At 60.2% G+C, this 12,540-nt stretch carries 14 protein-coding genes; 11 read left to right on the top strand and 3 right to left on the bottom strand.

Annotation, left to right across the window (positions count from 1 at the left end; genetic code table 11):
- Positions 1 to 9 precede the first annotated feature (9 nt).
- Genes ASD36_RS27640 through ASD36_RS30860 form a run of 3 tightly spaced genes read right to left on the bottom strand, consistent with a single transcriptional unit; the run spans position 10 to position 2,462 of the window.
- Positions 10 to 1,188, bottom strand: coding sequence for an aminotransferase (locus tag ASD36_RS27640; protein ID WP_060505948.1), 1,179 nt, complete (start codon positions 1,186 to 1,188; stop codon positions 10 to 12).
- Between the two features lie 34 nt (positions 1,189 to 1,222).
- Complete coding sequence (locus tag ASD36_RS27635) at positions 1,223 to 2,269, bottom strand: LysR substrate-binding domain-containing protein (protein ID WP_112834581.1); 1,047 nt, start codon at positions 2,267 to 2,269, stop codon at positions 1,223 to 1,225.
- The gene (locus tag ASD36_RS30860) at positions 2,226 to 2,462 is read right to left on the bottom strand and encodes a hypothetical protein (RefSeq protein ID WP_156393926.1); all 237 of its coding nucleotides are present in this window, start codon (positions 2,460 to 2,462) and stop codon (positions 2,226 to 2,228) included. Before ASD36_RS30860 ends, ASD36_RS27635 begins: the two co-directional genes overlap by 44 nt.
- Before the next feature lie 64 nt (positions 2,463 to 2,526).
- Here ASD36_RS30860 and speB point away from each other — a divergent pair, with 64 nt between their 5' ends.
- The 11 genes from speB (at position 2,527) to ASD36_RS27580 (ending at position 12,533) form a co-directional block, all read left to right on the top strand.
- A complete protein-coding gene (gene speB, locus ASD36_RS27630) occupies positions 2,527 to 3,588 on the top strand; it encodes an agmatinase (protein WP_060505946.1) in 1,062 nt (353 codons plus the stop codon).
- Between the two features lie 234 nt (positions 3,589 to 3,822).
- Positions 3,823 to 4,629 (top strand): transporter substrate-binding domain-containing protein, encoded by an 807-nt coding sequence (locus ASD36_RS27625; protein ID WP_060505945.1) that lies wholly within the window; start codon positions 3,823 to 3,825, stop codon positions 4,627 to 4,629.
- Positions 4,630 to 4,633: 4 nt separating this feature from the next.
- Complete coding sequence (locus ASD36_RS27620; RefSeq protein WP_060505944.1) at positions 4,634 to 5,302, top strand: amino acid ABC transporter permease; 669 nt, start codon at positions 4,634 to 4,636, stop codon at positions 5,300 to 5,302.
- Positions 5,299 to 5,946, top strand: coding sequence for an amino acid ABC transporter permease (locus tag ASD36_RS27615; protein ID WP_060505943.1), 648 nt, complete (start codon positions 5,299 to 5,301; stop codon positions 5,944 to 5,946). Before ASD36_RS27620 ends, ASD36_RS27615 begins: the two co-directional genes overlap by 4 nt.
- 93 nt (positions 5,947 to 6,039) lie before the next feature.
- Positions 6,040 to 7,128, top strand: a complete 1,089-nt coding sequence (locus tag ASD36_RS27610; protein ID WP_060505942.1) for an ABC transporter substrate-binding protein — start codon at positions 6,040 to 6,042, stop codon at positions 7,126 to 7,128.
- Between the two features lie 153 nt (positions 7,129 to 7,281).
- On the top strand, positions 7,282 to 8,319 hold the full coding sequence (locus tag ASD36_RS27605) for an ABC transporter ATP-binding protein (RefSeq protein WP_060505941.1): 1,038 nt from the start codon (positions 7,282 to 7,284) through the stop codon (positions 8,317 to 8,319).
- Positions 8,316 to 9,170 carry an ABC transporter permease gene (locus ASD36_RS27600; protein WP_060505940.1) on the top strand — a complete coding sequence of 285 codons (855 nt, stop codon included), beginning with the start codon at positions 8,316 to 8,318 and terminating at the stop codon, positions 9,168 to 9,170. Before ASD36_RS27605 ends, ASD36_RS27600 begins: the two co-directional genes overlap by 4 nt.
- Positions 9,167 to 9,967 (top strand): ABC transporter permease, encoded by an 801-nt coding sequence (locus ASD36_RS27595; protein WP_060505939.1) that lies wholly within the window; start codon positions 9,167 to 9,169, stop codon positions 9,965 to 9,967. The genes ASD36_RS27600 and ASD36_RS27595 overlap by 4 nt, the downstream gene beginning before the upstream one ends.
- Positions 9,964 to 10,746 (top strand): carbon-nitrogen hydrolase family protein, encoded by a 783-nt coding sequence (locus tag ASD36_RS27590; protein WP_060505938.1) that lies wholly within the window; start codon positions 9,964 to 9,966, stop codon positions 10,744 to 10,746. The genes ASD36_RS27595 and ASD36_RS27590 overlap by 4 nt, the downstream gene beginning before the upstream one ends.
- A 177-nt stretch (positions 10,747 to 10,923) precedes the next feature.
- A complete protein-coding gene (locus ASD36_RS27585; protein WP_060505937.1) occupies positions 10,924 to 11,877 on the top strand; it encodes a ring-cleaving dioxygenase in 954 nt (317 codons plus the stop codon).
- A 98-nt stretch (positions 11,878 to 11,975) separates the two neighbouring features.
- The gene (locus ASD36_RS27580; RefSeq protein ID WP_060506090.1) at positions 11,976 to 12,533 is read left to right on the top strand and encodes an NADPH-dependent FMN reductase; all 558 of its coding nucleotides are present in this window, start codon (positions 11,976 to 11,978) and stop codon (positions 12,531 to 12,533) included.
- Positions 12,534 to 12,540: the final 7 nt, after the last annotated feature.

Below are 12,540 nucleotides of genomic sequence, written 5' to 3'. Positions count from 1 at the left end.
TTCCGCTGATCAGATTCCCGGCAGGTTGAAGCCCGACAGCCGTTCCTCGAGTTTCAGGATGGTCGGCGCATCGGCATTGGCGAAGGCGAAGCGCAGATAGCCTTCCTGGCCTTCGCCGAAATAATCACCCGGCAAGCAGACGACGCCAGCGATCTTCGCCAGTTTTTCGGCGACGAATTCCGAACGGATATCCGGATAGGGATGGCGGATGTAAGCGAAATAGGCGCCGATCGCCTGCAGCTTCCAGCCTTTGAGCTTGCTCATCACCTCTTTCAGCGCATCGGCGCGGGTGGCGATCTCGGCGCGGTTGCCCGCTCTCCATTCGCCAAGTGCGGGAATGGCCTTGGCAACGGCTGCCTGGGCCGAGCGCGGAGCGCAGATCTGTAGATTGTCCATGATCTTGGCAACCTGCTCGACCATGGCCGGTCCGGCAGTGATGGCGCCAAGCCGATGGCCGGGGATGCAGAATGATTTGGAGAAGCTGTAGAGGCAGACGAGACTGTTTTGCCACCCCTTGACAGACAGAAGATCGTGCGGTGCATCGCTGCCTTCCGGCAGGAAGTCGCGATAGGTCTCGTCGAGGATCAGCCATGTGCGGTTGGCGCGGCAAAGGTCATAGATTCGGCGCAGCAGCGCGGGTGGATAGACGGCGCCGGTCGGGTTGTTTGGCGTCACCAGCGCCAGCGCGCGAATGCCAGGCTTCAACGCTGCGGCAATGGCATCGACATCTGGCAGGAAACCGCTGCCTGCGTCGCAAGGCACCAGTTCAATACCGATGCCGAGCATCGCCAGCGTCGTCTGCTGGTTGAAATAGAAGGGGTTGGTCATCAGGATCGTATCGCCCGCACCGGCAATCGCCATGGCCGTGCAGATGAAGGCCTGGTTGCAGCCGGAGGTGATGTGGATGTTACCAGCGCTGACTTTGGCATTGTAGAGGCCGGAAACATGTTCCGCATAGGCGCTGCGCAAAACCTGTTCGCCTTCGATCGCGCCATAGCCGGTGAATGCGGGGGAGGCGGCGGCTTCACCCAGCCAGTTCAACATGTCCGGATGAGCGGGATAACCGGGAACGGCTTGGCTGAGATCGATCAGCGGTCCGCGCGACCCATCATATTCCTTGGCCCAGGCAAGCACGGATGGCACCGGTGGCGGCGAGAGCTTGGCGATCAGCGGGTTGAAATGCGGCATCGGCTTGTCCTGTGGTTATAAGGCTTGGCTATTCTTAAGATTTGGCGCGGCGTTTCGGCGCGGGTTCCGGACGCCTGTTGCGGGCGGGAGAGGATACCGGCTGAAAGCTGTCCTTGGCGGATTGTCGTTCCGGCGCACTGACCTTGTGGGTGCGGGCGCGGATGATGGTGCGTGCCGAGGTCTGTAACTCCGGCATCGGGTCGTTTTCAAGAGCGGAAAACAACCAGTCGATGAAGACCTTGACGATCGGGGCCGCGCGCACCTCGTTGCGGCAGGCGACATAGAAGGCATCGTTGGCCGGAACGGTGAGATCGAACGGGGCGATCAGTTCACCCTTGGCAATCAGGCTGCCGGCGGTAATCGTATCGCCGAGCGCTACGCCTTGATTATGCAGGGCGGCCTCGGTCGAAAGCCGGGCGTCGCTCATGAAATGCTGGCGGCCACGCTGGATATCGATGCCGTTGGCTGCTGCAAGCCAGGTGTTCCATTCGCGCCCGTCGTCACCGTGCAGGATGACGTGATCGCGCAGGTCGCGTAGCGACCGCAACGGCCGCATGTTGAGAAGCGTGGGGCTGACCACTGGAAACAGTTCCAGCCGGCTCCACAGCCGCGCCCAGCAGTCCGGCCAGTTGCCGTCGCCATAGAGCAGGCAGATATCGACATCGGCGGAGAACAGATTAGCGGCGTCATTGGAGGCGATCAGCGTCAGCTGCACGTCCGGAAACTGTTCGGTGAACTGGTGCAGGCGCGGGATCATCCAGAAGGACAAAAGTGCGGGCACGCAGACGATGCGCAGCTCGCCGCTGGTGGTCGGCCGGGTCATCGCGGCGGTGGCGGCGGCAATGCCCTCGAAGGCATGGGTGACGGCGGGCAAAAGCAGCGCACCTTGCGAGGTCAGTTTCAACCGCTTGCCGCCGCGCTCGAACAAAGCGGCGTTGAAGGACAGTTCCAGCGCTCTTATCTGATGGCTGATCGCACCATGCGTAACGTTGAGCTCGCGGGCTGCTGCCGAAACCGAACCACGCCGGGCAGTCGCTTCAAAAGCGCGCAAGGGGTTCAACGGGGGCAGGCGGCTGGACAAAAATGCGCTCCACGGCATCGAAATCGATGTTAGTTTTTCTCACATCAAAAGCTATAACAATGTCAATTGATTTTCCAATCAATTTGTTTCCTAATGAGATCAACAAAGGCAAAAGCCTGGGGAACATGCATCCGGTACCATCGCTGGCAAACAACGGCGGTTTTCCGGCTTTAGGCGCCACGAGCAGTCTCATTTTACGCTCGCCAACTCGCCCAAAAATCGCACGTCTTCCAGGCCCAACAGAAGGTCAAGCGGACATGGCGTGGGATGACAGCAAGCTCAACGAACTGAAGGCGAAGTACGGCGAAGCCCATGGCGGCGAGATGTTCGATCCGACCTTCCGCAAGGTGGCCGACAAGATCTTCTCCAAGAACGGCACCCGTCTTGCGCCTTACTCGGGCGTTCCGACCTTCCTGATGGCGCCGCATATGCCTGTTGATGCCAATGAGCCGGATTTCGGCAATCTTCAGGTCGCCATCGTCGGCGTGCCGATGGATCTCGGTGTCACCAATCGTCCGGGTTCGCGTTTCGGGCCGCGCGCCATGCGCACGATCGAGCGCATCGGTCCTTACAACCACGTTCTCGGCTGCGCGCCGGTGCATGACCTGCGCGTCGCCGATATTGGCGACGTGCCGTTCCAGAGCCGCTACCGGCTGGAACTCAGCCATGACGACATCGAAAAGCGCATCAACCAGATCGTCGATGCCGGTGTGGTTCCTCTTTCTGTCGGCGGCGACCATTCGGTCAGTCATCCGATCCTGAAGGCCGTCGGCAAGAAGCGCCCGGTCGGCATGATTCATATCGACGCTCATTGCGACACCGGCGGCGCCTACGATCTGACCAAGTTCCACCATGGTGGGCCGTTCCGCAACGCAGTGCTCGACGGAGTGCTCGATCCGACCCGGACGATCCAGATCGGTATCCGTGGTTCCTCGGAATATCTGTGGGAGTTCTCCTACGAGTCCGGCATGACCGTTGTTCATGCCGAGGAAGTGACCGGCATGGGCATTCCGGCGATCATCGAGAAGGCGAAGAAGATCGTCGGCGATGGTCCGACTTATCTCTCCTTCGACATCGACAGCGTCGATCCGAGTTTTGCGCCGGGCACCGGTACGCCGGAGATCGGTGGTCTCACCACCCGCGAAGTGCTGGAGCTGATCCGTGGCTTGAAGGGTCTCAATCTGGTCGGCGGCGATGTCGTCGAGGTGGCGCCGCAATACGATTCGACCACCAATACCGCGCATGTTGGCTCGCAGGTCCTGTTCGAGATCCTGAGCCTGATGGTGTTCAGCCCGTTCGTCAACGGCACGCGGGATTAGAGACGTTTCCCTTCTCCCCTGCGGGGAGAAGGTGGCCCAAAGGGCCGGATGAGGGGGCGGCCCGCTCGATACTCGATGCGCGGCCCCTCATCGCCTCGCATACGCTCGGCACTTCTCCCCGCTGGGGAGAAGAGGCAGCAACCAACATTTCCCTCGTCCCGATTATGGGGTGAGGGGCAGACGCCACACACTCAGCCGTGCCTATTGCAAACAAAAATCACAAAGGGGAATACAATGGCCAAACTCTCGACTTTCAAATCCGGCCTGACCGCCGCCCTGATGCTCAGCGGCGCTGTTCTCGGCTTCGCATCGGCTGCCAATGCCGATGCCATCGACGACATCACCAAAGCTGGCGTGCTCAACGTCGGTGTCTTCGCCGATTTCCCGCCTTTTTCCTCGGCCAGCGCCGATATGAGCCTCAAGGGCTATGATATCGACGTCGCGCAATACATCGCCGACAGCCTGAAAGTGAAGCTCAATCCGGTGCCGGTCACCGGTCAGAACCGCATTCCGTACCTCACCGAAAAGCGCGTCGATATGCTGGTCAGCGTCGGCTTCAGCAAGGAACGCGCCGAAGTCATCGATTTCGCAGCCGCCTATGCGCCATACTACATCGCCGTGATCGGCCCGGCTGCAACGGAAGTGAAAGGCAAGGAAGATCTTGCCGGCAAGAGCATCGCGGTCAACCGCGGCACGCTGGAAGACACCTCGCTGACGGAAGCAGCCCCCAAGGATGCCGATATCAAGCGTTTCGACAACTATAACTCGGTGATCCAGGCCTTCATCTCCGGCCAGACCGAACTGATGGTGGTCGGCAATGACGTCGGTGCCCAGGTTTTGGCCCGTCAGGAAGCCCTGAAGCCGGAACAGAAGTTTCAGCTTCTGACCTCGCCCTCGCATCTGGCGCTGAACAAGGGCGAAGACCGCCTGAAGACGGCGATCAACGATGCGGTTGCCAAGATGCTGGCCGACGGCAAGCTGAATGCAAGTTCGGAAGCATGGCTGAAAGTGCCGCTCAATCCTGAAAACCTGAAGGATTGATCCTTTGGGCTATGTGCTCGATTTTGGCTGGCTGGGCGATGCGGTTTCGCTGATCGCCAGCGGCGCGGCCATGACGCTTTTCCTGATCGCGGTGTCGGCTGTTGCCGGCATCGTGCTCAGCGTTTTGGGTGCCGCAGGACGTCGCAGCCGTCATGCGTGGCTGCGCCGCGCGATCGCCGGTTATGTCGAGCTCATCCGCAACACGCCGTTTCTGGTGCAATTGTTCTTCATCTTCTTCGGGCTGCCAAGTCTTGGCATTCGCCTTGATCCGGTAGCCGCCGCCATTCTTGCGATGACCTTGAACATGACGGCCTATACGACGGAGATCGTCGGTGCCGGTCTTGACGCGGTACCGAAAGGGCAGCGCGAGGCGGCACTTGCGCTCGGTCTGCGGCCGCGCCTGGTGTTCATCAAGATCGTGCTGCCGCAGGCGCTGAAGGTGATCTATCCGGCGCTGACCAGCCAGATCGTCATCATGATGCTGGAATCGGCCGTGGTCTCGCAGATCGCCGTGCGCGAACTGACCTATGAGGCGGATCTGCTGCAAGCCCGGACATTCCGCGCGTTCGAGACCTATTTCGTCATCACGCTGGTTTATCTCGCCATGAGTATCGGCCTTCGCCGCCTGCTTGTCGCCGGCGGTAACCGCTTCCTCTCCGGAGGCGTGTCGTGATTGAATTCACCCTCTGGGACATCATCCGCAATCTTCTGCTGGCGGCGCGCTGGACGATCCTGTTGTCCGCCGTTGCCTTCGCAGGCGGCACCATCGTCGGCTTGCTGATCCTGTTCATGCGCATTTCCAAGCGGCTCTGGGTGCAGCGGTTTGCCGAATATTACATCGGCCTGTTTCAAGGCACGCCGCTTCTGATGCAGCTGTTCCTGCTGTTTTTTGGCCTGCCGCTGCTGGGCTTGCGTATCGAACCCTGGACGGCGGCGGTGCTGGGCCTGACACTCTGCGCAAGCGCGTTCCTGGCGGAAATCTGGCGTGGGGGTGTGCAGGCGGTGCCGGTCGGGCAATGGGATGCCGGAGGCAGCCTTGGCCTGCATTATCTGAAGCAATTGCGGCTGATCATCCTGCCGCAGGCCTTTGCGATGACGCGGGCGCCGACGGTCGGTTTTTTGGTGCAGCTGATCAAGAGCACCGCGCTGACATCGATTATCGGCTTTGAGGAGCTGGTCAGAACGTCGAATGCGATCAACAATGCGACCTTCGAACCGTTCAAGGTTTATGGCTTTGTGGCGCTGATCTATTTCGCATTGTGCTTTCCGCTGACGCGTTACGCAAAGATGCTCGAACTTCGTGCTTTAAAACACTGATCAAACCATGGTCCGGGGCTTGCAAGCCGGACCAAAACTTGGGAACAGACCGGAAGCCACAAAAGCGGCACCGGCATAAACAGGAGAACCATGATGACAGATTTTCTCAAGCAGCCCATCGGCCGGCGTGCCGTACTCGGCGCCGGTCTTGCCGGTGCATCGATGCTGGCGATGCCGTCGATCCTGCGTGCGCAGGACAAGTCGCTGAAGGTCGGCGTCTACGGCGGTTATTTCAAGGATTCGTTCGACAAGAACATCTTCCCGGACTTCACCAAGGCAACCGGCATTGCCGTTGAAGCGATTGCCGAGCCGACCGGTGAAGCCTGGCTGGTTCAGCTGGACCAGGCCGCCAAGGCGGGTCAGGCTCCGGCCGACGTCTCGATGATGTCGCAGGTGGCGATGTTGAAGGGCCAGGCGACCGATCTCTGGGCGCCGCTCGACATGGCCAAGATCAAGAACGGCTCCAACCTGATCGACCGCTTTGTCAACAAGTATCCAGACGGCCGTGTTGCCGGTATCGGTGCCGTTTCCTGGTACATCACGCTTGTCACCAATACCGACGTCTACAAGGAAGCCCCGACATCCTGGCAGGCATTCTGGGACCCGGCAAACGCCGACAAGCTCGGCCTTCTTGCGCTCGTGTCCAACTCGTTCCTGCTCGAAGTGACGGCGAAGACGTTCTTCGGCGGCACCAATGCGCTCGATACCGAAGAAGGCGTGCAGAAGGCGTTCGACAAGCTGGCCGAGGTCAAGCCGAACGTTCGCCTCTGGTATCGTGATGAAGCCCAGTTCGAGCAGGCGCTGAAATCGGGCGAAATCCCGATGGGCCAGTATTACCATGACGTCACCGGCCTTGCCGCTGCCGATGGCAATCCTGTCCGCTCGACCTTCCCGAAGGAAGGCGGCATTCAGGACTCGGGTTGCTGGGCGCTGTCGCGCGCATCGACGAAGGTCGAGGAAGCACATGTCTTCATCGATTACATGAGCCAGCCATCGATCCAGGCATTGCTGTCGCGCAAGGTCGGCACGTCGCCGACGGTGAAGCGCGAGCTGATGGACCTGACGGATGCGGAATTCGCAGCCGTTTCGTCCGACATCGAGCCGATCATTCCGCGCTACGATCTCTACCAGACGAAGTCGGATTGGCTGAACCAGAAATGGACCGAACTGATCGTCGGTTGAAGGGGGAAAGCCCCTTATCCGGCCTTCGGCCACCTTCTCCCCGTTTACGGGGAGAAGGGATATGCGGAGTGCTCCGTCATCCCCTCTCCCCGCCTGCGGGGAGAGGGTTAGGTGAGGGGCTTTTCTAACCACCATGTTTGAGAAGCAAAAACAATGTCAGGCCTCGCCCTCAACAATGTCACGAAGGAATTCGGGACTTTCACCGCGGTCAACAATGTCGAGTTGACGGTGCCGCATGGCACGTTCGTCTGCATGCTCGGACCGTCCGGGTGCGGCAAGACCACGCTGCTCAGGATGATCGCCGGCCTCGACCTGCCGACCGGCGGCGCGATCCGGCTTGACGGCGAAGACATCACCCATGTTCCAACGCACAAGCGCAATCTCGGCATGGTGTTCCAGTCGCTGGCGTTGTTTCCGCACCTGACCGTCGGCGAGAACATCGCTTACCCCTTGCGCATTCGCGGCGTGCCGAAGGAAGATCAGAAGAAGCGTGTCGATGAGCTTCTGTCGATGATCCACCTTTCCGGCTATGCCGACCGGCCGGTAGCAAAACTCTCCGGTGGCCAGCGCCAGCGCGTCGCGATCGCCCGGGCACTGTCGATCTCGCCCAAACTCTTCCTGCTCGACGAGCCGCTGTCGGCGCTCGACGCTAAGCTGCGCGAAGCGATGCAGGTAGAATTGCGCCAGCTGCAGCAGAAGCTCGGCATCACCACCATCGTCGTCACCCATGACCAGCGCGAAGCGATGACCATGGCCGATACGGTGGTCGTCATGAAGGGCGGCGAAATCCGCCAGGCCGCTTCGCCCATCGAGATCTATCGCCGTCCGGCCGACACGTTCGTTGCCGACTTCATCGGCTCGACCAATCTTCTCGAGGCGGAAGCCGACAGCACTGGTGGCGTCACCGTTCTTGGCCAGCCGGTGTCCGGCGTTTCTCTCGGGGGAGGTGTCCGCAAAGCGACGCTGTCGATCCGGCCGGAAGACGTGCATCTGACGGCACCCGGCAATGGCGCGCTGTCCGGCACCGTCACCTTCGTGCGCGATCTCGGCGGCACGATCGAAACCTTTGTGGATATTGCCGGCCGTCAGCTCGTTGCAGTCTCGACGCCGCGCGCCCGCCCCGATGTCACCGTCGGTCAGCCGGTCGGCGTGGTGCTTTTGCCGGACGTCTGCGTGGTGCTGGCCAAATGAGACGCGAAGCCCCGCAAAAACTTAGCGATTACGGCCCGTTGTTCTTCCCGGCGATGATGCTGATCGTTTTTTTCGTCGTGCCGTTCGCGACGATGATTGCCGTCTCGTTCTTCCAGCGCCAGCAGGGCGGCTTCTATGTACCTGCCTTCCAGTTCGCCAATTATGAGCGCTTTCTCAGCCTGTTCTTTGCCAACGTGCTCGGCTTCTCGCTGATGCTGGCGGTGACGGTGGCGATCTGCTGCGTCTTGCTTGCCGTTCCCTTCACCTATCTTCTGACCCGCATGACGCGGAAAGTGCAGATCGTCTGGCTGGTGGCTTTGCTCTCGGTTCTGTCGCTGTCGGAAGTCATCATCGGCTTTGCGTGGTCGACGCTGTTTTCGCGGACTGCCGGGATTACCAACCTGCTCGTCATGGCGGGTATCATGAGCGAGGCGAAAGCTCTTTTGCCGAGTTTCGGAGCGGTGTTGACCGGCATGGTCTATCAGGCCTTTCCCTACACCGTCCTGGTGCTGTATCCGGCCCTCGTGCGGCTTGACCCGACCCTGACCGAAGCGGCCCGCACGCTGGGCGCTTCGCCAATCAAGGCGTTCTTCACGGTCGTCGTTCCGGCGCTGCGCAACACCATTACCGCAACACTGATCATGGTCTTCATCTTCGCGCTCGGGTCTTACCTCCTGCCGCAGCTTCTCGGCCGGCCGCAGCACTGGACGCTGTCGGTGCTGATCACCGATCAGGCGATCTACCAGTCGAACATGCCCTTTGCGGCAGCAATGGCGGTGTTCCTGGTGCTGGTGACGCTCGGCCTTGTTGCGTTAACGGTTCTTGCCGGACGCAAGGGAGAAGCCGCATGACCGGTGCGCTCAGCAAAGTCTATTTCTTCCTGATCGGCCTGTTTCTGGCCTTGCCGATGATCGTCGTTGCCGGTGTGTCGGTGAACGCCAAGCAGACGCTGGCCTTCCCGCCGAAGGGGTTTTCGTTGTCCTGGTACGGCGAAATCTTCCTCAATCCGGAGTGGCGCAACGCCCTGTTTGCCTCGCTGACGCTCGCCATCCTGTCGGCGGCTCTGGCCGTTGCGATCGCCTTGCCGCTCGCCTGGTTTCTCTGGCGGCGGATCGCGCCTTGGGCGAACATCTTTCAGCTTCTTGGCATCGCGCCGTTTACGCTGCCGCCTGTGATCACAGCCCTTGGCCTTTTGACGTTCTGGGCGACGACCGGTTTTTACGGCCAGCCGTGGACGGCCGTCGTCAGCCACGCGATCTTCTTCGTGACGCTGCCGCTGGTGACCTTGTCGCTCGGTTTTACCGCGATCGACCGCTCGCTGGTCGAGGCCGCCGCAACCATGGGCGCCGATGACAAGACGATCTTCCGCACGGTCGTGCTGCCGCTGATCCTGCCCTATATCGTGTCGGGTTATGCCTTTGCCTTCGTGCTGTCGCTCAACGAATATATCGTTGCCTACATGACCGTCGGCTTCACCATGGAAACGCTGCCGATCAAGATCTTTAATGCCCTGCGCTATGGCTACACGCCGACCATGGCATCCGTGACGATCCTGTTCGTGGCGACCGCCGCCATCATCTTCTCCCTTGTCGCGCGGTTCGGCGATCTGCCAAAACTGCTCGGCGCCATGTCATCGGACGACACATGATCACCATCGCCGCTTTGCAGATGAAATCGGAAAGCGGCGATATCGCCGCCAATCTCACCCGCATCGAACAGGCGGCGCGGGACGCGGCGGCCAAAGGTGCAAGCCTGCTGATCACGCCCGAACTCGGGCTTACCGGCTACGGCGCCGGTGATATAATTCGCGAACTGGCGGAGCCGGTGGACGGACCTCTGGTACGGCGGTTGCAGTCGATCTCGACGGAGCTTGGCATCGCGATCATTGCAGGTTTCGCCGAGAGGGCAGAGGGCACGGTCTTCAACAGTGCCGTTTATGTGGATGGTCCGGCGGCCCCCGTCATCTATCGCAAGTCCAATCTTTATGGTGATTACGAGCGGGGGCTGTTTGCGGCTCCCGAACCGGGCACCGTCCTGTTCGATCACCGTGGTGTCAAATGCGGCATGCTGATCTGCTACGATGTCGAGTTCCCGGAAAATGTCCGCCGTCTTGCCTTGGCGGGGGCGGATGCGGTGCTGGTGCCGACGGCGTTGCCGGCCGGTTACTCCGGTACCTTCATTGCCGATCACATGATCCAGACACGCGCCTTCGAAAATCAGGTTTTCGTCGCCTACATCAATCATCACGGTGCGGATGACCGATTTACATTCGCCGGATCGTCGCGGATCGCAGCACCCGATGGCAGTCTGCTGGCAAAGGCACTTCCACACGGCGAGGCCTTGATGCTCACGAGCATCAACCCTGCCGATTTTCAGGTCTCGAAAACCGAAAATACCTATCTCACCGACCTCACGCATCGCGCCTGATCCGGCGACTGATGTTTTGGCTCAGGGTTAAAAGCCTGACACCTGTCCAAACCGGCTTGATGCAGCAAGGCCCAAATCATCGTTCACATATTGTGAACGTTCTGTCCGCGCAGGGCATCTTTATAAAACAGCTCATGCAGCCGATATTCGCTCCAGACATAACGAATGGAGGCAGCCATGAGCTTGCAACTGACAGGAATTCATCACCTCACCGCGATCACTGCGAACGTCAAGGAAAACGTGCGTTTCTATACGCATGTCCTCGGCATGCGTCTGGTCAAGAAGACCGTGAACCAGGACGATACCACCGCCTATCATCTGTTCTATGCCGATGGTGAGGCAACGCCGGGTACCGACCTGACGTTCTTCGATTGGCCCGTCAATCGCGAAACCCGCGGTACTCACAGTGTTTCGCGCACCGGTCTTCGTGTCGGCAGCCCGGAGAGCATCGAATGGTGGAAGGCCCGCTTCGGCGAACTGAGCGTCGCGTCCGGCGATGTCATCGAGATCGACGGCCGCCTGTCGCTTGATTTTGAAGACGGCGAGGGCCAGCGGTTCCGCCTGATCGACGATGGTGGGCTTGCGCCGTCGCATCCCTGGGATCGCAGCCCGGTTCCAGCCGAACACCAGATCAAGGGTCTTGGCCCAATCACCATGAGCGTTCCGGATATCACCAATACGCAACTGGTGCTGGAGCAGGTGATGAACATGACGAAGCAGCGCCAGTACCCGTCGCCGGATGGCAATGGCGAGGTGCATGTGTTTTCGATGGGCGAAGGCGGCCCGGCCGCCGAACTGCATGTTGCTGTTCAGCCCGGCCTGCCGACGGCCCGCCAGGGAGCCGGTGCCGTTCACCACGTCGCGTTCCGCGCACCGGACGAGGCTGCGCTGCACGCATGGACCGAACGTCTCGAGGGCTTCCGCCTTCCGTCGAGCGGCGAGGTCGAACGGTTCTACTTCCGCTCGCTCTATTTCCGCGAGCCGAACGGCATCCTGTTCGAGATCGCCACCGACGGCCCCGGCTTCGCCGTGGACGAGCCGATGGAAACATTGGGCGAAGGCCTGTCGCTACCGCCGTTCCTGGAGCACAAGCGTGTCCAGATCGAGGCCCGGCTGAAGCCGCTGGTCTAACGACAACAAAAGCCGGGAGCAAAACTCCCGGCTTTTTTGTCTGTACTTTTCTGCATTTCGCAGCATTCTTCCGGCAAAGTATGGAAGGATTCTCCCGCATGACAAAACTGATCGGCATTTCCGGAAGCCTGAGAAAGGCGTCGTTCAACACTGCTCTCTTGAAATCGGCTCTGACGCTTGCGCCTGATGGTGTGGCGTTTACATCCGGCACCATCGAAGGCATTCCGCTCTACAATGCCGATGTCGAGCGTGAAGGCGTGCCGGAGGCCGTGCAATTGCTGAAGGATCAGATCGCCGCTTCAGATGGTGTCATCCTGTTCACGCCGGAATACAACAATTCGATGCCCGGCGTGTTCAAGAACGCCATCGACTGGGTCAGTTCGTCGATGACCGGTGCGCCGAATGTGTTTGCCGGACGCGCTTTTGCCATTGCCGGGACGTCACCTGGACCTTTTGGGACGCTGCTCAGCCAGAACGCGTGGCTGTCCGTGTTGCGCACACTTGGTGCGGATCTCTGGTCCGGCAAGCGATTGATACTGCCGAAGGCGGCGTCGCTGTTCGACAAGGAAGGCCATCTGACCGATGATGAGGCGAAGGCGAGGCTGAAGGCTTTTGTTGAGGCCTTCGCCAGCTATGTTGCAGAAAAATCGAAGTAAGGCCGTG

The sequence above is a fragment of the Rhizobium sp. Root1334 genome, from assembly GCF_001426665.1.
In the GTDB taxonomy this organism is placed as follows: domain Bacteria; phylum Pseudomonadota; class Alphaproteobacteria; order Rhizobiales; family Rhizobiaceae; genus Pararhizobium.
This window is presented reverse-complemented; position numbering and strand designations above follow the sequence as displayed.